This is a genomic window from Labrys wisconsinensis (assembly GCF_030814995.1).
In the GTDB taxonomy this organism is placed as follows: Bacteria; Pseudomonadota; Alphaproteobacteria; order Rhizobiales; family Labraceae; genus Labrys; species Labrys wisconsinensis.
On sequence record NZ_JAUSVX010000001.1, the window covers coordinates 1,247,763 to 1,267,351 of the forward strand.

The window sequence follows — 19,589 nt, forward strand, 5'->3', positions numbered from 1 at the left end:
GCTCCGCCTCCCCTGCCCCGCCCGCTCAGCCGCCGCGGCGGCGCTGGTTGAGCGAATCGAACAGCACGGCCAGGAAGATCACGCCGCCCTGGATGAACTGCACCCAGAAGGGCTCGACATTGTTGAGCGTGAGGCCGTTGTTGATGACGCCGATCAGCAGCACGCCCAGGATGGTGCCGAGCATGCTGCCGCGCCCGCCGAAAAGCGAGGCGCCGCCGATCACCACCGCGGCGATGGCGTTGAGCTCCAGGCCGCTGGCGGCGATCGGCTGGGCCGAATCGAGCCGCCCGGTCAGGATGATGCCGCCGAGGCCCGACAGCGCGCCCGAGATCATGTAGACGGCGATCAGGGTGCGGCGCACCGGGATGCCGGCCATGACCGCCGCCTCGCGATTGCCGCCGACCGCATAGACCTCGCTGCCGAACACCGTCTTCTTCAGCACGAAGGCACCGATGCCGAGCGCGGCGAGCGAGATGATGCCGGCGATCGGGAAATAGCCGACGAGCCCGCCGCCGATCGCGTCGAAGGCGTCGTCGAAGCCGAACACGGTCTGGCCGTTCGGGATGATGAAGGCGAGCCCGCGCGCCATCGCCATGGCGGCGAGCGAGACGATGAACGGGTTCATGTTGAGGAAGGTGACGGCGAGGCCGATGAACAGGCCGCAGCCCAGGCCCACCAGGATGCCGACGGCGACGGCGAGCGGGATCGGCACGCCGGCATGGAGCGACAGCCCGGTGATCACGCCCGACAGCGCCACCACCGAGCCGGAGGACAGGTCGATGCCGCCGGTGATGATCACGAAGGTCTGGCCGCAGGCGACCAGGCCGATCAGCGAGCTCGCCACCAGGATCGACATGATGTTGGGCGTCGACAGGAACGACCCGGTCGTCAGCGAGAGATAGAGGACGATCGCCAGGAAGACGATGATGATCGCGACCTCGTTGATGTCGCCGCGGAGGAGGCCCTTCCTGGCCTGAGGGTTGGCGGAGGCCGCCTTGCTGGTGGTCATGACGTTCATCCGACGGCGGCCAGGGACATGATGCGGTCTTGACTGAACTGGGCGCGCTCGACCTCGCCGGCCAGGCGGCCGGCCCGCAGCACGCCGATGCGGTCGCACAGGCCGAGCAGCTCGAGGAGGTCGGAGGAGACGATCAGCACGGCCGCGCCCTTGGCCGCCAGCTCGCCGATCAGGTTGTAGACCTCGACCTTGGCGCCGACGTCGACGCCGCGTGTCGGCTCGTCGAGCATGAACAGGCGCGGCGAGACGCTCATCGCCCGGGCGAGCACCACCTTCTGCTGGTTGCCGCCGGACAGGCGCCGCACCTCCTGGCCGGCCGAGGTGGCGCGGATGCGCAGCCGCGCGATCGAGCTCTCGGCCAGGCGCTGGACGGCGCGGGCCGAGAGGACGCCGAGGCGCGACAGCGCCGTCAGCTTCGACAGCGCGATGTTCTGGCGGATCGAGAACGGCAGGATCAGCCCTTCCAGCTTGCGGTCCTCCGGGGTCAGCACGATGCCGCTCGCCAGCGACCGGCGCGGCGAGTGCGGGGCATAGGGCTCGCCGGCGATGCGGATCCGGCCGGAGGTCAGCGGCAGGGCGCCGAAGATGGTCTTGAGCACCTCGGTGCGCCCGGCGCCGACCAGGCCGGCCAGGCCGTAGATCTCGCCGGCACGCACCTGGAACGAGACGTTCTCGAAGCGGCCGGCCGAGGCGAGGCCATCGACCTCGAGCACCACCGGGCCGGGGGTGATGTCCTGCTTGGGAAAGAAGCTCTCGATCGGCCGGTTGACCATGGCCCGCACCATGCTGTCCTCGGTCCAGTCCGTCACCGGCCTCGTCTCGACCGAGCGGCCGTCGCGCATCACCGTGATGCGGTCGCAGACCTCGAACACCTCCTCCAGGTGGTGGCTGATGAAGATGATGCCGACGCCGGTCCGCTTCAGCCGGGCGATCGTGGCCACCAGGGTGCGGACCTCGTGGCTGGTCAGCGACGCGGTCGGCTCGTCCATGACGATGACGCGCGCCTTGCGCGACAGGGCGCGTCCGATCTCGACCAGCTGGCGCTGCGCCAGGGACAGGCTGCGGATCCGCGCCGTCGGGGCGATGTCGAGGCCGACCTGGCCGAGCACGTCGCGCGCCTTCTGCCGCAGCATGCCGGTGCGGATGGTGCCGAACGGCGTTTTCGGCAGGGCGCCGGCAAAGATGTTCTCCGCCACGGTCTGGTCGGGGAACAGGCTGAGCTCCTGGTGCACGACGATGACGCCGGCCTGCAGCGCCTCGCGCGGGCGCTGCGGCGCGAAGGCCGCGCCCGCGAGCCGGATCGTGCCCGCGTCGGGCCGGTGGATGCCGGCCAGGACTTTCATCAGGGTCGACTTGCCGGCGCCGTTCTCGCCGACGATGCCCAGCACCTCGCCGGCCTCGAGCGTCAGCGAGACGTCGGACAGCACGGTCACGCCGAGGAACGCCTTGGAGACGCCGGTCATCTCGAGGATACGGGACACGGGGGCAGCTCCGTCTCGCTGGACAGGCTCTGGCGACTGTGGCGGAGCTTCGCGGGCCGCAGGCCTGGTCCGCGAAGCGCGAGTCCCGCCCGCCGTCAGCCCTTGGCGACCTCGTCGGCCCACAGGCCGTAGGCCTTCACCTCGGCGCTGTCGATATTGTCCTTGGTCAGGAGGATATGCGGCCAGAACTGGTGCGCCGGGATCGTGCTCTTGTCGCCGTTGAAATAGGTGTCGACATATTTCACCGCCTGGCTCGCCATGGTCAGCGGATTCTGCGACAGCGTCGCGTCCATGTCGCCCTTGCGGATGGCGGTGAGCGCCTGGGCCGTGCCGTCGATGCCGATGATGATGATGTGCTTGGGGTCGTCCAGCGGCAGGTTGCGGCTCGCCTGGCGGATGGCGCGCAGGGCCCCGACGGCATTGTCGTCGTTGCCGTTGAAGACGGCGTCGATCACGGGATTGGCCGCCATGATCTGGCTCATCAGGTTGAAGGCCTTCTCCTGGTCGAACTGCGCTTCCTGACGGGCGACCAGCTTGAGGTCGGGCGCCTCGGCCTGGATTGTCTTGAGCTCGTCCATGAAGCCCCTGTCGCGGTCGTCGCCGGCGGTGGTGCCGAGCAGGCCGACCAGATTGACGACGTTGCCCTTGACGCTGCCATAGCGCTTCTTCAGCTGGGTGGCGATGTACTGCGCGCCCTCGCGGCCGAGCGCGACGTTGTCCGTCTCCAGGAAGTTGGTCTGGCAGTCGCCGCAGGCGGCGCCGCGGTCGAGCGTGAACACCGGGATGGTCTTCTTCTGCGCCTGCTGCACCACCGGCACGATCGAATTGGCGTTGATCGGGTTGAGGATCAGCGCGTCGACGCCCTGGTTGATCAGGTCGATCACCATGGTCGACTGGGTGTTGGCGTCGCCGTTGGCATTGGTGTTGAGCAGCGTCACCCCGGGATATTTTGCGGCGGCATCGACCACGCCCTTGGTCATGCCCTGGAAGAACGGGTTGGCGAGGGTGGCGACGTTGTAGCCGATCTTCAGCGGCTTGCCGGCGGCGAGGGCCTGGCGCCCGCCGAGCGTCGCGGCCGCGACGGCGGCGCTGCCGGCCAGCATGAATTGGCGACGATCCATGGTCGATCTCCTCCTGTTTTCTGCCCTTTGGGGGGCTTCCGGCTTCTTCGCCGATCCGAGGTTTCGCACCACCCCCGAAATCGTTTGCGTGAGCCTTGGACTCATACGACATCGATTACCGGGGGTGTGTCAAGCGACCCGGGGCGAGGGGCTCGGGCGGAGGGCGAGCGGGACGGCGGTCAGGCCATGGCGTAGGCGCGGCCGAAGCGGTTGCCGAGGAAGGCGGCGAGCGTGATGTCCTCCTGGCGCACCAGGCCGCGGCCCGGCAGCGCGCCGTCCGAGAGCAGGTCGAGCACCGCGGTGATGCCGGCGGCGGTGGTCACCTGGATGGCGCTGTGGAAGCTGCCGCCGACCTCGCGGCCATAGAGCTTGTTGGCATAGGTCTCCTGCACCAGCCGGCCCTTCTTGAGGCCCGTGACGGTGACGAAGACGATGACCACGTCCTGCAGGGTCGAGGGCAGGGCGTTCTCCAGGATGTCCTTGAGCACGTCGCGCCGCTCGGCGAGGCGCAGGTCCTGCAGCAGCGCCTTCATGATCGCGGCATGGCCGGGATAGCGGATGGTGCGGTAGTTGAGGTTGCGCACCTTCCCCTGCAGCGTCTCGCACAGGGTGCCGAGGCCGCCCGAGGTGTTGAAGGCTTCGTAGAGGATGCCGTCGATGGAAAATTCCTCGCGCTCCTCCAGCGGCGGCATCTCGCGCGCCACGCCGTTGACGATCGCTTCGCAGGGCTCGCAATATTCGTTGATCACCCCGTCGGTCGACCAGGTCAGGTTGTAGTTGAGCGCGTTGGACGGGAATTGCGGCAGGGCGCCGACGCGCATGCGCACGTCGTGCAGGGTGTCGAAGCCCTTGGCCATGTCGTTGGCGATGATGGTGATGAAGCCCGGCGCCAGGCCGCATTGCGGGATCAGCGCCGTCCGCGCCTGGCGGGCGAGGTCCTTGACGTGGCGGGTGCTGGCGACGTCCTCGGTCAGGTCGAGGTAATGCACGCCCGCCGCCACCGCCGCCTCGGCGATCCGGCCGGTCAGGTGGAAGGGCGCGGCGCTCATCACGGCGAACTGGCCCCGCAGCGCCTCCTCCAGCACGCCGGGCGCTCCGATGTCGATCATCACGCCCTCGACGCCGTCGCGCCGGTTCAGCTCCGCCAGCCGCTCCGGCGCCCGGTCGAACACGATGACGCGATAGTCGCCGCTGTCCACCAGCATGTCGGCGATGGTGCTGCCGATCTTCCCCGCTCCGACGATGGCGACGTTCCGCATGATCCCCGAATCCTCCGTTGCCGACGGCCATGAGGATGCGCGGCTTCGCCGCCGGTTTGCAGCCGGCGATCCGGCTGATATGACGGGGTATTCTCGGCGATCCGACGAGGAGAATCGGCACAATGACGACAGAGGCCGACCGCGCCCTGATCGCCCTGCTGCGCGAGAACGCCCGCCTGCCGCTGGCCGACCTCGCCCGCCGTCTCGGCCTGTCGCGCACCACGGTGCAGAGCCGCCTCGCCCGGCTGGAGCGCAGCGGCGTCATCCGCGGCTACACCGTCCGCCTGTCGGACGAGCACGAGAAGGCGCAGGTCGTGGCGCATGTGCTGGTCACCGCCCTGCCGAAATTCGCGCCCGCGGTGATGCGCCGCCTGGAGCAGATCCCGGAGGTGCGCCGGCTGCATTCCGTCAGCGGGGCCTATGACATGATCGTCGAGATCGAGGCGCCGTCGATCGGCGCCCTCGACGCGCTGATCGACGGCGTCGGCGCCATGGACGGGGTGGAGCGGACGATGTCGTCGATCATCCTGTCGACGAAGAAGGGCTGACGCCTTCTTCCGCAACGAAGGGGCAGGAAACCGGAAATCGGTCAGGCTCGGCGCATCTCCGGCGTCAGCGTCGCGTTTTTCGACGTTATGTGGAACGGCAGTCCCTTCGTGGAAATCCGTGGTGTTCAGCCCATCGGAAAGAGAATCGCCTCGTAGTCCTGGGCGCCGTTGAGGATATGCAAGACGTCTACCCGATCGGCGGCGACACGATAGAAGATCAGGTAGCGTCCGTGGACACGGCGTCGCACGCCGCGATGCTCGTACCGGGGTACGAGCGGAAAGGCCAAGGGCATGTCGGCCAACCCTTCGCAGCGTTCGCGCAGCTCCCGGATGAAGCTCAGGGCCCGGCCAGGAGCGTCCTGGGCGATATAGTCCGCGATCTGTTCCAGATCCGCCTCGGCCTCGGGTGAAACGACAACCCGCATCAGCCCTTCCGGCCGCCGTATTTGGCCTCGAGCCTGTCGAACACCTCGCCGACCGGCTTGCCCTGCCCTGCATCCACTTGGGCGAGGCCACGTTCGAGGGCGGCATCCAAAGCCGCAAGGCGCTTCTCGCGTTCCTCGACCAGGCGGAGGCCCTCGCGGATCACCTCGCTGCGAGAATTGTAGCGGCCGGTCTTGACCAAGCTGGTGACGAATGCCTCCAGGCGCGGGCCGAGCTCTGCACTTGATGCCATCGTCAAGTACCTCCTGGATCCATTATAGGACGGTACCCACCAATAACAATTATCAAGCATGTCCGTCATCGCGAAGCACACGCCGCGAACGGGAGTGCCGTCACTGGTGGCGAAGCCTTGATCGCGCTGCCGGCTAAGCCGCCAGGTCCGCCACCACCGCATCCAGCAGCGCGAAGCCGTCGCGCGTCACCCGCACCCGGTTGCCGACGCGCTCGATCAGGCCTTCCTCCGTCAGCGAGCGGATGCGCTCGGCGTCGATCGGCCGGCCGCGCAGGGCGCGGAAGCGCTCGACGTCGATGCCCTCGTTGAGCCTGAGGCCCATGAGCAGATACTCGTCGCCCTGCTCCTCGGCGCCGAGCGGCTGGGTCTCGACCAGGCCATGGCCCTCCATCTCCACCGTCGTCAGCCACATCTCCGGCTGGCGCTCGGCGGCGAGCGCCAGGCGCTGGCCGTCGGGGTCGACCAGCCGGCCATGGGCGCCCGGGCCGATGCCGGCATATTCGCCATAGCGCCAATAGACCAGGTTGTGGCGCGATTCCGCCCCTGGCCGGGCATGGTTGGAGATCTCGTAGGCGGGCAGGCCGCGCTTCTCGCAGGTCTCGCGCGTCACGTCGAACAGCACGCGCGCCTCCTCGTCGGGCATCGGGATCAGCTTGCCGGCCGCCACCAGCCGCTCGTAGACCGTGTCGGGCTCGATGGTGAGCTGGTAGAGCGAGAGATGCTCGGCCGCCCGGGCGATGGCGGCGTCGAGCTCGGCGCTCCAGTCGGCCGGCGTCTGGTCGGGGCGGGCATAGATCAGGTCGAAGGAATAGCGCTCGAAGGATCGCGCTGCGATGTCGACCGCCGCCATCGCCTCGGCGACGGTGTGCATGCGGCCGAGCTTCTTCAGGTCCGTGTCGTTCATCGCCTGCACGCCGAGCGACACGCGGTTGACGCCGGCGGCGCGGTAGCCGCGGAACCGCTCGGCCTCGACGCTGGTCGGGTTGGCCTCCAGCGTCACCTCGGCCCCGGGCGCTACCGTCCAGGCGCCGGCGATGGCCTCCAGCACCGCGCCGACCGTGGCGGGTGCCATCAGCGAGGGCGTGCCGCCGCCGAAGAACACCGAGGTCACGGTCCGACCCGGGGCGATCGCGGCCATGTGGGCGATCTCGCGCCGATAGGCCGCGATGAAGCGGGCCTCGTCGACGCCCCCGTGGCGGACATGGCTGTTGAAGTCGCAATAGGGGCACTTGGCCAGGCAGAAGGGCCAGTGCACGTAGACGCCGAAGCCGGGCTCCTGGCGAGGGTCGGACGTGGACATGCCATGTCAGTGGCAGGCGCGGGGGTGCCAGTCAATCGGCATGGCGGCCTGTCCGCGCCGTCCCAGGGGATATCCGGGCGATGCGCTGCGACCGGCTGCCCGGAGTCTGGATCCCGCGTCGCATCCGGATCATGTCCCGGCCCATATGCGACGTCGCGTTGATCGAGCGCAAGGAGCTGACCTTCGGCTCAACCTGGCACGCCGTCGACCTTCTGCCGCTGTTCACATGAGCTATTCCGTCGACCTCACCCGGGCCCTGGTGCGCCCGGACCTCGGCGAGATCGGCTCGGAGCTCGACATCACCATTCTCGGCAAGCCCCACCGCGCCCGGCGCGGCGGCTTCAGCCGCCGCCCGTTCCGGGCTATGGGGAAGGATCACGCCGGAGCCGCACCCGATGGCCGAGCCGATCGCCTTTCCCGAACCGCCCCGGATGCCCGCCGGCACCAGCATCGTCGCCTTCGGCGACGTGCACGGGCGCCTCGACCTGCTCGAGCCGATCCTGCGCCGGATCGAGACACGGGCCGCGCAAACCCCCGACCGCCGGCACGTCGTGGTTTCGCTCGGCGACATCGTTGACCGCGGCCCGGATTCGGCCGGCGTCGTCGAAAGGCTGCTGCGCGGCGTGGCGGGCTGCGAGCTGGTGGTGCTGAAGGGCAACCACGAGCAGGTGATGCTCGATTTCTGGGCCGGCACGCCGGAGTCCTGGAGCTGGCTCACCTGGGGCGGGCTGGAGACGTTGGCGAGCTACGGCATCGCCGTCGACGCCGCGCCGCGGGGCGAAGCCGGCGTGGCGGCGCTTCGGCGCGCCTTCCGCGAGCACTTGCCGCAGGTTCATCTCGATTTCTTCCGGCGCCTGCCGCTCAGCGTCAGCTTCGGCGACTATTTCTTCGTCCATGCCGGAGCCCGGCCGGGCGTGCCGCTCGCCGGGCAGAGCGAGCACGACCTCCTGTGGATCCGCGAGGAGCTGCACCTGTCCGGCTATCGCTTCGAGAAGAAGATCGTGCACGGCCACACACCCGTGCGCGAGCCGGAGTTCCGGCGCAACCGCATCAACCTCGACACCGGCGCCTTCGCCACCGGCCGCCTGACCGCCGCCCTGTTCGAGGACGACCGGGTCTCGCTGCTGTAGGCCCGGACAGACGGATCGGCGGGATGCACAATCCCGGCCCGGCGACAGGCGCGGCGCCCAGGGCCCGGCGGCTGGGCTTCAGGGCTCCAGCTCGGTATCCCAGTAGAGATAGTCGAGCCAGCTGTCGTGCAGGTAGTTCGGCGGAAACTGCCGGCCGTTCATGTGCAGGTCGTTCAGCGTCGGCGCGAAGGGGCGCTGGTGCGGATGCATGTTGATCTCGGCCGGCATCGCCCCGCCCTTGCGCAGGTTGCAGGGCGAGCAGGCGGCGACGACGTTCTCCCAGGTGGTCTGGCCGCCGCGCGAGCGCGGGACCACGTGGTCGAAGGTCAGATCCTCCCGGGCGCCGCAGTACTGGCAGGTGAAGCGGTCGCGCAGGAACACGTTGAACCGGGTGAAGGCCGGGTTGCGCGAGGGCTTCACATAGGTCTTCAGCGACACGACCGAAGGCAGGCGCAGCTCGAAGGTCGGGCTGCGCACCGTGCGGTCGTACTCGGAGACGATGTTCACCCGGTCGAGGAACACCGCCTTGATCGCGTCCTGCCAGGACCAGAGAGACAGCGGATAATAGGAGAGCGGCCGATAATCGGCATTGAGCACGAGAGCGGGGCACGCCTCGGGAGACACTGGCGGATGGAACACGGAAGGCGACACATGCGCCGTCACGACCTACTCCAGACCTCGCACCCTAGTGTGGCCGATGTCCGAGTCGACCACTCGCAACTGCCATCATGGTGAAGCATCATGTCGGTCTTGTGAAGGGGGGAGGTGAGAGAGGCCGTTCTGGCGAGATCGCCTATCCGAGACCAGTCCTGGGCACTCGACGCTTTTCGGCGATGAGGACGGTAGAGACATCAGGTGCCAGGCCGCGGAAGTTGCTACAATGTTCTCGTGACAAGACCGAATCGAGGCACCTCATGAGCGACGACGAAATCGAACCTATCCGCCTGATCGAAGACGCGGAAACAGGCGATCGGTTTCTCGTCTACGGAACCGAAAAGGGCCTGCGGCTGGACATTCGCTACGAGGGGGACACCCTTTGGATGACCCAGGCGCAGATCGGCCAGCTCTTTGGGAGAGACGTATCCACTATCTCTCGCCACATAGCCAATGTGCTGGAGGAGGGTGAACTCGACGAATCGAGTTCTTTGCAAAAAGCGCAAACAACCAGCGGTAGGCCATCGGTTCTTTACAACCTCGATATGATCATTTCCGTCGGCTATCGAGTGTCGTCGGCGCAAGCGACCATGTTTCGCCGGTGGGCAACCAGCATCCTGGTCCAGTTCGCGAAGAAGGGGTTCGTTGTAGACGCCCGCCGCCTCAAGCAGCCGGAGAATTCGGACAGGATTGCCGAGCTCCGGGAAATCATCCGTGACATCCGTTCGGATGAAGCAAATGTTTATCGCGAGTTACGTAGAATCTGTTCAATGTGTCAAGACTACGATGGGACGACGGAAGCGGCACGAGAATTTTACCAACGGGCGCAAGCCAAACTTGTCTATGCCGTCACCTCGCACACACCGTCCGAGATAGTCGCAACTCGCGCCGACTATCAATCTGAAAATATGGGATTGAAAGTATGGCAAGGTGACAACGTTCGTAAATCCGACGTCTCGACATCAAAGAATTATATGGTTGAATCTGAAATAAAAGAATTAAACAGACTAACGACAATATTGCTGGATATATTTGAAGATCAACTTGACGTCGGCAGGCTGGTTCTGATGAGCGATGCCGCGAAGCTCCTCGACCAGCAGCTTCGTCATCTTGGACGGGCGATCTTGCGATCCGGCGGTTCGATAAAAGCCGCTGACGCCAAGCGAATCGCGGAAGAGCAATATCAGAAGTTCGATCAACGTCGAAAGCTGCTATCGCAAGAGGATGCGGACGAACGTATTGCTGAAATTGTAAAAGAGGCCAAAGGCCTGCCGAAAACGCCTCGTCGTTGAGCGTCTCAGGCTTGCACATGGCGTGATCTACCGCAGCTGGCGCGCCAGCCAGTCGAGCGTGGCGTCGTGGATGCCGAGCTCGACGAGATGGTCGTGCGTCGCCAGCACATAGTCGGGATTGGCGCCGGAGATGCCGACGCCCTGGCGCACCAGCGCCAGCAGCGTCTGCGGCGGCAGGCGGCCGCAATATTGCGGATGGCGCCGGTCGGCGCGGTAGGCGAGGGCTCGCACTCGGCGCCCGTCGTCGAGGCGCGCCTCGTGCACCGCTTCGAGATAGACCGAGGTCGCCTGCTCGCGCTCGCGCAGGTAGGCCAGCGTCTGCGCCCGGCTCCGTCCGGCGATGCGGAAGGCGACGCCGCGGCAGCTGCCGCCGCGGTCGAGGCCGAGCACCAGGCCGGGCCTCTCCGGCGTGCCGCGATGCACGTGCGACCAGATGCACAGCGCCCGATGGAGCCCGTGCAGGGTGGCGAGCACCCGCTCCTCGTGCTCGAAGCCCGGCCGCCACATCAGCGAGCCGTAGCCGAACACCCAGAAGTCCTCGGCCGCATCGGCTGGCGTGTCTGTCGTCTCGGGCAGGGTCACTCGGCGGCTGCGCTGAAGCTCTCGAGCCCGCCGAAGGGCAGGGCGGCCAGCGCGTCGCGCAGGGCCAGGAGGTCCTGCGCCAGGCGGCCGAAGCTCGGCAGCAGCCCGAACTGCCGCTCGTCCATGTAGAGCGCCCGGTTGATCTCGACCTGGATGACGTGGAAGCCGGCGGACGGGTTGCCGTAGTGCTCGGTGATAAAGCCGCCGGCATAGGGCTTGTTGCGCGCCACGCCATAGCCGAGGCCGCGCAGGGTGAGGTCGGCGCAGTCCATGATCGCCGCGCCGCAGCTGGTGCCGTAGCGGTCGCCCAGCACGATGTCGGCCCGCGGGCGCTCGTCCCGGGCCAGGCTCGAGGACGGCATGGAATGGCAGTCGACCAGGAGCGCGGCGCCGAACTGGCGGTGGATCTTGTTCAGCATCCGCCGCAGCGTGCGGTGATAGGGCTTGTAGAGCTCCTCGATCCGGCCGAGCGCCTCGTCCACCGGCAGGCGCGCGGCATAGATCTCCTGCGCTTCTCCGACCACCCGCGCGATGGTGCCGAGCCCGCCGGCGACGCGCAGCGAACGGGTGTTGACGAAGTTCGGCAGCCGGCCCTCGAACATGCGCGGGTCGAGCTCGTAGGGCTCGCGGTTGACGTCGAGATAGGCGCGCGGGAAGCGCGCCGACATCAGCGGCGTGCCCGTGCGCGCCACGCCTTCCAGGAGCTGGTCGACGAAGGCGTCCTCCGAGCGGCGAAGCGTCGTGGCGTCGAGGCGGGAGGCGCGCAGGAAGGCCTTGGGATAGATCCGCCCGGAATGGGGCGAGTTGAAGAACAGCGGGCTGGTCAGCGCCGGCGGCTCGGCGAGGTCGAAAGCAGGGTCCAGTTCGTTATCGGCCACCGACGTCGTCTCAGGCTCCGCCATGCCTCAGCAGCGGGTTCGACCAAGCCCGCGGGCAGGCCCGGCATCCCGCGATGCCTCGAAGTCTTCCCGGAATGCGCGAATCAGGATGCCGTCCCGCCCGCCGCCATTCCACCGGTCGATATTGACAAAACCACGCGCGGCCCGTCACCACAAGAGGGTGGTTGCAATCAGAAGCGGCGCGCATGGCGGGAACCTTCGTCGCGCAGCCGCAAAAAATTCCTGCCCGGCCTTGCCGGATCGTTTAAACCCGGCATTTACCATGTCGGGCTCTTATGAGCGCACGGGCGAGCAGCGCGGATTCGCAGGGCAAGCATATGAACAAGATCCTTCTGGCCGAAGACGACAACGATATGCGCCGCTTTCTGGTCAAGGCCCTGCAGAATGCGGGTTACGAGGTTTCGTCCTACGACAACGGCCTGTCCGCCTATCACCGCCTGCGCGAGGAACCGTTCGAGCTGCTCCTGACCGACATCGTCATGCCCGAGATGGACGGCATCGAGCTGGCGCGACGCGCCACCGAGCTCGACCCCGACATCAAGGTGATGTTCATCACCGGCTTTGCCGCCGTCGCCCTCAACCCCGATTCCAACGCCCCCAAGGACGCCAAGGTGCTCTCCAAGCCCTTCCACCTCAAGGACCTGGTCAACGAGGTCGAGAAGCTCCTGAAGGCGGCCTGAGCTTTTCGAGGAATCCGGCACCGCCGCCGCGGTCGTCAGGCGAAGAACAGCAGCGTCGCCACCGCGAAGATCGGCAGCAGCACCAGCCCCGACCACAGCATGTAGCCGAAGAAGGACGGCATCTTCACGCCGCCCTGGCGCGCGATGGCGTAGACCATGAAGTTGGGCGCATTGCCGATATAGGTGTTGGCGCCCATGAACACCGCGCCCGAGGAGATGGCTGCCAGCGTCGCGGCCATCGCCTCCTGCCCGGGCACGTAGCCCATCAGCGTCCTCGCGTCGCCGCCGGCCAGCTCGAAGAACACGAGATAGGTCGGCACGTTGTCGAGGAAGGAGGAGAGCACGCCCGTCAGCCAGAAATAGGCTGCCGTGTTCGGGCTGCCGTCGGCATGCGACACCAGCGCCACCAGGGCTGAGAGCGCGCCGTGCTTGCCGGCGGTCAGCATCGCCAGCACCGGCACGATGCACACGAAGATGCCGGCGAAGATCTTGGCGACCTCGCGGATCGGCTCCCAGTCGAAGCGGTTCTCCTCGCGCCATTCCCGCCGGGTGATCTTCAGCGAAACCAGCGCCAGGACGAGCAGGATGGCGTCGCGGGCGAGGTTCTGCACCTCCAGCCGGTTGCCGAGCACCTCGACGGCGAGGCCCGGCTTCCACAGCGCGCTCATCAGGATGGCGGCGATGACCCCGCCGATCAGCAGGAAGTTGGCGCTGCCCAAGAGGGCGAGCGCCGGCGTGTCCGGCGTCGGGTCGCGCGGCATGACGCCCTCGCGCCGGTAGAGCCAGCTGTCGAGGAGGAAGAACACGGCGAGCACCGTCCCGGCGACGAACAGCGTCTCCAGCGCCAGGTGGCGCGTCGTCCAGAAGAAGTCGACGCCGCGCAGGAAGCCGACGAACAGCGGGGGGTCGCCCAGCGGCGTCAGCGAGCCGCCGATGTTGGAGACCAGGAAGATGAAGAACACCACCACGTGCACGTTGTGCCGCCGGTCGTCATTGGCGCGGATCATCGGCCGGATCAGGATCATCGAGGCGCCTGTCGTGCCGATCAGGCTGGCGCAGACCGCGCCGATCGCCAGCAGCGCCGTGTTGGTCGCCGGGCTGCCATGGATGTTGCCGCGCACCAGCACGCCCCCCGCCATGGTGAAGAGCGCGAACAGGAGCACGATGAACGGGATATATTCGAGCAGCAGGGCATGGGCGATGGCCTGGCTCGCCGGCCCGGTGCCGAAGACGAACGCCAGCGGCACCGCCGCCGCCAGGGCCCAGCCCAGCGTGATCTTGCCATAGTGGTGGTGCCAGAACCTGGCCGCGACCAGCGGGCCGAGCGCGATCGACAGGAGCAGGCCGGCAAAGGGCACGGCCCAGGCCAGGGACAGGCCGGCGCCGTCGATCGCCTCGGCCGCCCAGGCCGGCGCCGGCAGCGCCGCCAGGATCGCGGCTGCCGCCGTGGTCGTCGTTGCCGTCCGCATCGCCTGCCGCCTCCGCGCCGCCTGGGCAGGGTTCGGGAGACCCTGCCTGGCAGCGGATGTAGCCGACAGGGGCGGGGGCGGGAAGGCGCCCGCCGGCATTCTCGTCCGATTCCTCGCACGAGGGCGTCAATCGGGCATTAACCCTCTCAGAAGATCCGCGCGTCGACGCGGCCGCGGGTGCGCGGCTTCAATCATGTCGAAGGGGTTGCGCGGCATGCTCGGCACAACGGGAGCAATCCATGTACTTCGAGTTCCGCGAGACCGACATCGACCGGCACATCCAGACCGCGGATGCCGGAGCGCTGCTGTCGGTCTGGCGCCGGCATGCCGGTGCGGGCGGCCTGCCCGAGGCCGATGCGGTCTGGGCGGAGGGCGTCGCGCGGCTCGAGCCCTATCTCCTGTGGGTGGAGCCGGCCGGCGAGGACGACTGGCACTATGCCGTCGTCGGCTCGCGCCTTGCCGAGGAGCGTGGGCTGCACTGGCGCCATCCCCATGTCAGCGGCCTCGCCGAGCCCTCCCGCTCGTTCGTCCGGCGCTGCTTTGCCACCGTCGTCCGGCGCGCCGAGCCCGCCTATGCCATCCACACCGCGCCGGAATGCGAGAAAGTTCTGCTGTGGGAGCGGCTGGTGTTGCCCTGCCGGGGCCGCGGTGGCGGCATCTGCCTCCTCGTCTTCCTGCGTCCGCTCGAATATGTCGAGGACATGATCCGCACGGTGCTGGACTCGACCCCGGGCGGCATCCTGCGGGCCCGCTGCATCCGCGACGCCGAAGGCCGCATCGTCGACGCCGTGTGTCTGCTCGCCAACGAGCGGGCTGCCGCGCTGCTGCGCCGCCCGCCCGGCGAGCTGGTCAAGGGCTGCCTGCTCGAGCTCTTCCCGCATTTCCTCGAATCGGGCGTGTTCGCGCGCCTCGCCGGCCTGGTGGAGACGCGCCAGCCCTGCAGCTTCGAGATGGAGTATCGCGACAGCGGCGCCCTGGCCTGGTTCTCCGTGTCGGCGGCGCCGCTCGGCGACGGCTTCACCCTGTCGCTCACCGACGTCACCGCCCTGAAGCGGGTCAACCTCGAGCTCGAGCGTGCCCGCACCGAGCTGATCGCGATGAACGGCCATCTCGAGCGCCAGGCCCTGGACCTGGAAGCCGCCATCGCCGACGCCAATGCGGCGCGGCACGACCTCGAGGCGGAGGTCGAGTGCCGCAAGGTGCTGGAGGAGGAGCTGCGGCGCCTCGCCATGACCGATACGCTCACCGGCCTCGCCAACCGCCCGGCCCTCATCGCCCATGGCCAGGCGCTCGTCGCCGGCGTCGCCCGGCGCGGCCAGCCGCTGTCGGTGATCGCCATCGACATCGACCGTTTCAAGGACATCAACGACACCCACGGCCACGCCGCCGGCGATTGCGTGCTGGCGGCGCTCGCCATGCTCCTGCAGGACGCGGCTCCCCCGGACCTCGGCATGGCCGGGCGCCTCGGCGGCGAGGAGTTCGTCATCGTCGTGCCGCGCGTCGGCATCGAGGCGGCGGCCAGGGTGGCCGAGGGCCTGCGCGCCGCCCTCGCCGCCCGGCCGATCGACGCGGGCACGGCCGGGATCGCCGTCACCGCCAGCTTCGGCGTGGCGCAGTTCATCGCCGGCGAGGAGTTCGAGGACATGCTGGCGCGCTGCGACGAGGCGCTCTACCGCGCCAAGCGCCAGGGCCGCAACCGCGTGGTTCGTGCGGCCATGCCCCGGCGCCGCGCCGTGGCCTAAGCGTTTTGCGATTTGGCGGACTCGCCAAGCATCGCAAAGACGCGCCGAAACAAAAGCGTAAAAGCGAAGAGATGAGGGGGTGATCGATTCAACTCGAAGCGGTCACGCTCGAAGCCGCGGACGCCGCCCCGCCTATTGCTTGCGCAGCGCCACCAGGATCTTCATGCCGGCCCGGCCGGTCTGGGGCCAGCCCAGGCGCCGCTCCACGTCCATCACCGCGGTGCGGGTCTTGTCGCCGATCGCCCCGTCGGGCGTGCCGACGTCGTAGCCGCGCTGGGCGAGCAGCGTCTGCAGCTCGCGGCGCTCGGCCCGCGACAGGCCGGGATCGTCGGTCGGCCAGGGCGTGACGATCGGCCCGCCGCCGCGGATGCGGTCGGAGAGATGCGCGATCGCCAGCGCGTAGGATTCGGCGGCGTTGTAGGAATAGATCACGTCGAAATTCTTGAACACCAGGAAGGCCGGGCCGCGCGGGCCGGCCGGCAGCAGGATGCCGGCACGCTGGTCGCCCTTGGGCAGGGCCGAGCCGTCGACGCGCGTCACCCCGGCAGCGACCCAGGCCGAGAGCGCGCGTTTGCGGCTTCGGCCGGCGAGGCCCGCGTTGAACTTGGCCGGCAGCGCCACCTCGAAGCCCCAGCGCCCGCCGCTGGCCCAGCCGGACTTGGCGAGATAATTGGCGGTGGAGGCGAGGGCGTCGGGCACGGAATCGACGATGTCGCGCCGGCCGTCGCCGTCGGCGTCCACGGCGATGCGCAGGAAGGTCGAGGGCATGAACTGCGTATGGCCGAAGGCGCCGGCCCAGGAGCCGACGAGATGGGCGGGATCGACGTCGCCGCGCTGGATGATCTTCAGCGTGGCGAAGAATTCGCTGCGGAAGTAGCCCGCCCGTCGTCCGCCGTAGCAGGACAGCGTCGCCAGCGAGCGCACCAGCGGCCGGTCGCCGCCCTTCTGGCCGTAATTGGATTCGACGCCCCACACCGCCACCACCACGGCCGGGTCGACGCCGTAGCGGCGCTGCGCCGCGTTCAGCACATTGGCCCATTTGGCCAGCATGCGCCGCCCGTCGGCAATGCGCTCGTCGTCGACCAGGCTCGCCATGTAGTCCCAGATCGGCGTCTTGAACTCCGGCTGCTTGTTCATGAGGTCGATGACGCTCATGTCCGGCTGCAGTCCGCGGGTCTGGGCGTCGAACACGGCGGCCGAGATGCCGGCCGCAGCGGACTGGGCGCGCAGGCCGGCAAGGCAGCCGTCGAAGCTCTGGGCGGCCGCCGGCGCCGAGGCCGCGGCGAGGAGGGCAATGGCGAGGGCGAAGGGCTTGATCATGCCCCTCTCATACCTCGTTAAGGTAAACAAAATCATGGCGGCGCTCGCCGCCTACCGGTTCTGCCCCGGCACCCACAGCACGTCGCCGGTCGCCTTGCGGTTGAGGAGGCGGCTCGCCACGAACAGATGGTCGGAGAGGCGGTTGACGTAGCGCAGCGCCTCCGGCGAGACCAGCTCGCCCGCCGTGGCGGCAAGGCCGACCATCAGCCGCTCGGCCCGCCGGCAGATCGTCCGGGCCAGGTGCAGTGCCGTCGCTCCGGGCGTGCCGCCGGGCAGGACAAAGGATTTGAGCGGGTCGAGCGCGGCGTTCATCGCGTCGATCTCCTGCTCGAGCCGCTCCACCTGGCCGGCGGTGACGCGCAGCGGCGTCCAGGTGATCTCCCGCTCGCCGCCTTCCGGCGTGCACAGGTCGGCGCCGAGGTCGAACAGGTCGTTCTGGATGCGGCCGAGCATGGCGTCGACCTCGCCGTCCTCGCGCGCCGCCGACAGGCGCGCCAGGCCGACAGCGGCATTGGCCTCGTCGACCGTGCCATAGGCCTCGATGCGCAGGTCGGCCTTGGAGCGGCGCTCGCCCGTGCCGAGCCCGGTGGTGCCGTCGTCGCCCGTGCGGGTATAGATCCGGTTCAGCCGCACCATGTCGTCTCGCCTCCGGACGGGTGTTCGGGCCGCCTCATTTGCGGGCGAAATAGATCGCCGTCATGATGATGACGATGGCGACGGCCTGCAGCAGCACGCGCAGGCGCATCAGCTGCTGCGAGCGCGACGGGCTGCCGCCCTTCAGCATGTTGCCGAGGCCGAAGATCAGCACGACCGCGACGGCGCCGACGGCGATGGGCACGAGATAGTCGAGGACGGAACGCATGCCCGGCAATCTAGTGCACCCGGCCCGGCCGCGAAAGCGCGGCGCCGGGAAAAAGGGCGTCCCACACCGTTTCTTAAACGTCCGTTGCTAGTGAGGCCGGGGCGCCGGCGATCGCCGGTCGCTCGGAGCACGGCGGATGGGCAATGGCTGACGTGACGGGCCGGCCGGACGAAGCGGGAGCCTATCGAGCCTTGCGCCTGCGCCTGCGCCGCTGGCTCGGCGACCGCAGCGCCAGCGGCGTCGCCCAACGCTTCGCCGGCTTCGCCTATCTCTTCCGCATCGTCAATGCCGGCCTCGCCTTTCTCACCCAGATCGTGCTGGCGCGCTGGATCGGTGCGCACGAGTTCGGCATCTACGTCTATGTCTGGACCTGGGTGCTGCTGCTCGGCACCGTCACCAATATCGGTCTCGCCTCCTCGAGCCAGCGCTTCATCCCCACCTATGCCAAGCGCGGCGAATGGGATCTGCTGCGCGGCTTCCTTCATGGCGGGCGCTGGCTGGTGTTCGCCCTCGGAGCCGGCTTCGCCGGGCTTGGGGCGCTCGGCCTCGTGCTGTTCGGCGCCCGTCTCGATCCCGTCCTCATGGTGCCGCTCTATCTCGGCCTCGCCTGCCTGCCGCTCTTCGTCGTCACCGAGATCCAGGAGGGCATCGCCCGCACCTATGACTGGGCGAGCCTCGCGATGGCGCCGGCCTATCTCGTGCGTCCGCTGCTGCTGCTCGGCCTGCTCGCCGCCATGCACCTCGCCGGCCTCGAGGCCGATGCGGTCGCCGCCATGTGGGCCGCCCTCGTCTCGACCTGGGCGACCGCGCTCTGGCAGATGGCGATGCTGAACCGGCGGCTGCCGAGCCGCGTGCCGCCCGGGCCGCGGCGCTATGCGCCGGGCACCTGGCTGAGGATCTCCTTCCCGCAATTCCTGGTCGAGGGCTTCTACCTCTCGCTGACCTATTGCGACGTGATCGTGCTGGAGCGCTTCGCCACGCCCGCCGAGGTCGCGACCTACTATGCCGCCACCAAGCTGGTCTCGCTGGTCGCTTTCGTCTACTTCGCCGTGGCGGCGGCCTCGGCGCACCGCTTCACCGAGTACCACGTCGCCGACCGGCCGGAGGAGCTGAACGCCTTCGTCCATGCCTCGATCCGCTGGACCTTCCTGCCGTCCCTCGCCATGGCGCTGGTGATCCTGGCGCTCGGCAAGCCGCTGCTCTGGCTGTTCGGCCCGGGCTTCGTCGACGGCTATCCCCTGCTCGCCATCCTGGTGGTCGGGCTCCTGGCGCGGGCCTCGATCGGCCCGGTGGAGAAGCTCCTCAACATGCTGGGGCACCAGGGGATCTGCGCCGTCGTCTACGCCTTCGCCTTCTTGGCCAATATCGGCCTGAACCTGGCGCTGGTGCCCTGGTTCGGCCTGACCGGCGCCGCCGTCGCGACCGCTGCCGCGCTCGTGTTGGAATCGATCTTGCTGTTCCTCATCACCAAGCGGCGTCTCGGCCTCCACGTCTTCTATTGGGGCGGTCCGAAGCGTCAGGTGTCCTGATCCGGCACGACCGGAGAAGCAGCGAGG

The 19,589-nt window shown here is 68.3% G+C and carries 20 protein-coding genes; 6 read left to right on the forward strand and 14 right to left on the reverse strand.

Annotation, left to right across the window (positions count from 1 at the left end):
* Positions 1–25: 25 nt before the first annotated feature.
* The 4 genes from QO011_RS05710 to QO011_RS05725 all read right to left on the reverse strand — a co-directional run bounded on the left by QO011_RS05710 (position 26) and on the right by QO011_RS05725 (position 4,879).
* Positions 26–1,009: an ABC transporter permease gene (locus QO011_RS05710; RefSeq protein WP_307268810.1), complete on the reverse strand. Its 984-nt coding sequence runs from the start codon at positions 1,007–1,009 to the stop codon at positions 26–28.
* 5 nt (positions 1,010–1,014) lie between these two features.
* Positions 1,015–2,499, reverse strand: a complete 1,485-nt coding sequence (locus QO011_RS05715; RefSeq protein WP_307268812.1) for a sugar ABC transporter ATP-binding protein — start codon at positions 2,497–2,499, stop codon at positions 1,015–1,017.
* A gap of 95 nt (positions 2,500–2,594) precedes the next feature.
* Positions 2,595–3,620 (reverse strand): sugar ABC transporter substrate-binding protein, encoded by a 1,026-nt coding sequence (locus QO011_RS05720; RefSeq protein ID WP_307268814.1) that lies wholly within the window; start codon positions 3,618–3,620, stop codon positions 2,595–2,597.
* Positions 3,621–3,799: 179 nt separating this feature from the next.
* Positions 3,800–4,879, reverse strand: a complete 1,080-nt coding sequence (locus QO011_RS05725; RefSeq protein WP_307268817.1) for a saccharopine dehydrogenase family protein — start codon at positions 4,877–4,879, stop codon at positions 3,800–3,802.
* 122 nt (positions 4,880–5,001) lie between these two features.
* Here QO011_RS05725 and QO011_RS05730 point away from each other — a divergent pair, with 122 nt between their 5' ends.
* Positions 5,002–5,427, forward strand: a complete 426-nt coding sequence (locus QO011_RS05730) for an Lrp/AsnC family transcriptional regulator (protein ID WP_307268819.1) — start codon at positions 5,002–5,004, stop codon at positions 5,425–5,427.
* 125 nt (positions 5,428–5,552) lie between these two features.
* Here QO011_RS05730 and QO011_RS05735 read toward each other — a convergent pair whose 3' ends face one another.
* The 3 genes from QO011_RS05735 to hemW form a co-directional block, all read right to left on the reverse strand.
* A complete protein-coding gene (locus tag QO011_RS05735; protein ID WP_307268824.1) occupies positions 5,553–5,852 on the reverse strand; it encodes a type II toxin-antitoxin system RelE/ParE family toxin in 300 nt (99 codons plus the stop codon).
* Positions 5,852–6,103 carry a type II toxin-antitoxin system ParD family antitoxin gene (locus QO011_RS05740; RefSeq protein ID WP_307268827.1) on the reverse strand — a complete coding sequence of 84 codons (252 nt, stop codon included), beginning with the start codon at positions 6,101–6,103 and terminating at the stop codon, positions 5,852–5,854. The genes QO011_RS05735 and QO011_RS05740 overlap by 1 nt, the downstream gene beginning before the upstream one ends.
* A gap of 133 nt (positions 6,104–6,236) precedes the next feature.
* Complete coding sequence (gene hemW / locus QO011_RS05745; RefSeq protein WP_307268830.1) at positions 6,237–7,403, reverse strand: radical SAM family heme chaperone HemW; 1,167 nt, start codon at positions 7,401–7,403, stop codon at positions 6,237–6,239.
* 395 nt (positions 7,404–7,798) lie between these two features.
* Here hemW and QO011_RS05750 point away from each other — a divergent pair, with 395 nt between their 5' ends.
* Positions 7,799–8,533, forward strand: a complete 735-nt coding sequence (locus tag QO011_RS05750; RefSeq protein WP_307268832.1) for a metallophosphoesterase family protein — start codon at positions 7,799–7,801, stop codon at positions 8,531–8,533.
* Between the two features lie 78 nt (positions 8,534–8,611).
* Here the strand turns inward: QO011_RS05750 and QO011_RS05755 are convergent, their stop codons facing one another.
* A complete protein-coding gene (locus tag QO011_RS05755) occupies positions 8,612–9,196 on the reverse strand; it encodes an HNH endonuclease (protein WP_307268835.1) in 585 nt (194 codons plus the stop codon).
* A 251-nt stretch (positions 9,197–9,447) separates the two neighbouring features.
* On the opposite strand from QO011_RS05755, the gene rhuM reads away from it, so the two are divergent.
* Positions 9,448–10,479 carry a RhuM family protein gene (gene rhuM, locus QO011_RS05760; RefSeq protein WP_307268837.1) on the forward strand — a complete coding sequence of 344 codons (1,032 nt, stop codon included), beginning with the start codon at positions 9,448–9,450 and terminating at the stop codon, positions 10,477–10,479.
* 27 nt (positions 10,480–10,506) lie between these two features.
* Here rhuM and QO011_RS05765 read toward each other — a convergent pair whose 3' ends face one another.
* Complete coding sequence (locus tag QO011_RS05765) at positions 10,507–11,061, reverse strand: gamma-glutamylcyclotransferase (RefSeq protein WP_370881905.1); 555 nt, start codon at positions 11,059–11,061, stop codon at positions 10,507–10,509.
* Positions 11,058–11,963, reverse strand: a complete 906-nt coding sequence (locus tag QO011_RS05770; protein ID WP_307268842.1) for an N-formylglutamate amidohydrolase — start codon at positions 11,961–11,963, stop codon at positions 11,058–11,060. The genes QO011_RS05765 and QO011_RS05770 overlap by 4 nt, the downstream gene beginning before the upstream one ends.
* Before the next feature lie 314 nt (positions 11,964–12,277).
* Here QO011_RS05770 and cpdR point away from each other — a divergent pair, with 314 nt between their 5' ends.
* Positions 12,278–12,640 (forward strand): cell cycle two-component system response regulator CpdR, encoded by a 363-nt coding sequence (gene cpdR / locus QO011_RS05775; RefSeq protein ID WP_307268844.1) that lies wholly within the window; start codon positions 12,278–12,280, stop codon positions 12,638–12,640.
* 35 nt (positions 12,641–12,675) lie between these two features.
* On the opposite strand, the gene QO011_RS05780 is transcribed toward cpdR, so the two are convergent.
* Positions 12,676–14,109 (reverse strand): sodium:proton antiporter, encoded by a 1,434-nt coding sequence (locus tag QO011_RS05780; RefSeq protein ID WP_307268846.1) that lies wholly within the window; start codon positions 14,107–14,109, stop codon positions 12,676–12,678.
* A gap of 239 nt (positions 14,110–14,348) precedes the next feature.
* Between QO011_RS05780 and QO011_RS05785 the strand changes: the two genes are divergently transcribed.
* The gene (locus QO011_RS05785; RefSeq protein WP_307268849.1) at positions 14,349–15,851 is read left to right on the forward strand and encodes a sensor domain-containing diguanylate cyclase; all 1,503 of its coding nucleotides are present in this window, start codon (positions 14,349–14,351) and stop codon (positions 15,849–15,851) included.
* A 132-nt stretch (positions 15,852–15,983) separates the two neighbouring features.
* On the opposite strand, the gene QO011_RS05790 is transcribed toward QO011_RS05785, so the two are convergent.
* From QO011_RS05790 to QO011_RS05800, 3 genes are read right to left on the reverse strand one after another with little or no spacing between them, the layout of a single operon-like run.
* Positions 15,984–17,171, reverse strand: coding sequence for a lytic murein transglycosylase (locus QO011_RS05790; RefSeq protein WP_307268852.1), 1,188 nt, complete (start codon positions 17,169–17,171; stop codon positions 15,984–15,986).
* A 51-nt stretch (positions 17,172–17,222) separates the two neighbouring features.
* Complete coding sequence (locus QO011_RS05795; protein ID WP_307268855.1) at positions 17,223–17,807, reverse strand: cob(I)yrinic acid a,c-diamide adenosyltransferase; 585 nt, start codon at positions 17,805–17,807, stop codon at positions 17,223–17,225.
* A gap of 34 nt (positions 17,808–17,841) precedes the next feature.
* Entirely contained in the window at positions 17,842–18,033 is a 192-nt protein-coding gene (locus QO011_RS05800) for a twin transmembrane helix small protein (RefSeq protein WP_307268857.1), read from the reverse strand.
* Positions 18,034–18,176: 143 nt separating this feature from the next.
* On the opposite strand from QO011_RS05800, the gene QO011_RS05805 reads away from it, so the two are divergent.
* On the forward strand, positions 18,177–19,562 hold the full coding sequence (locus QO011_RS05805; protein ID WP_307268860.1) for a lipopolysaccharide biosynthesis protein: 1,386 nt from the start codon (positions 18,177–18,179) through the stop codon (positions 19,560–19,562).
* Positions 19,563–19,589 lie beyond the last annotated feature (27 nt).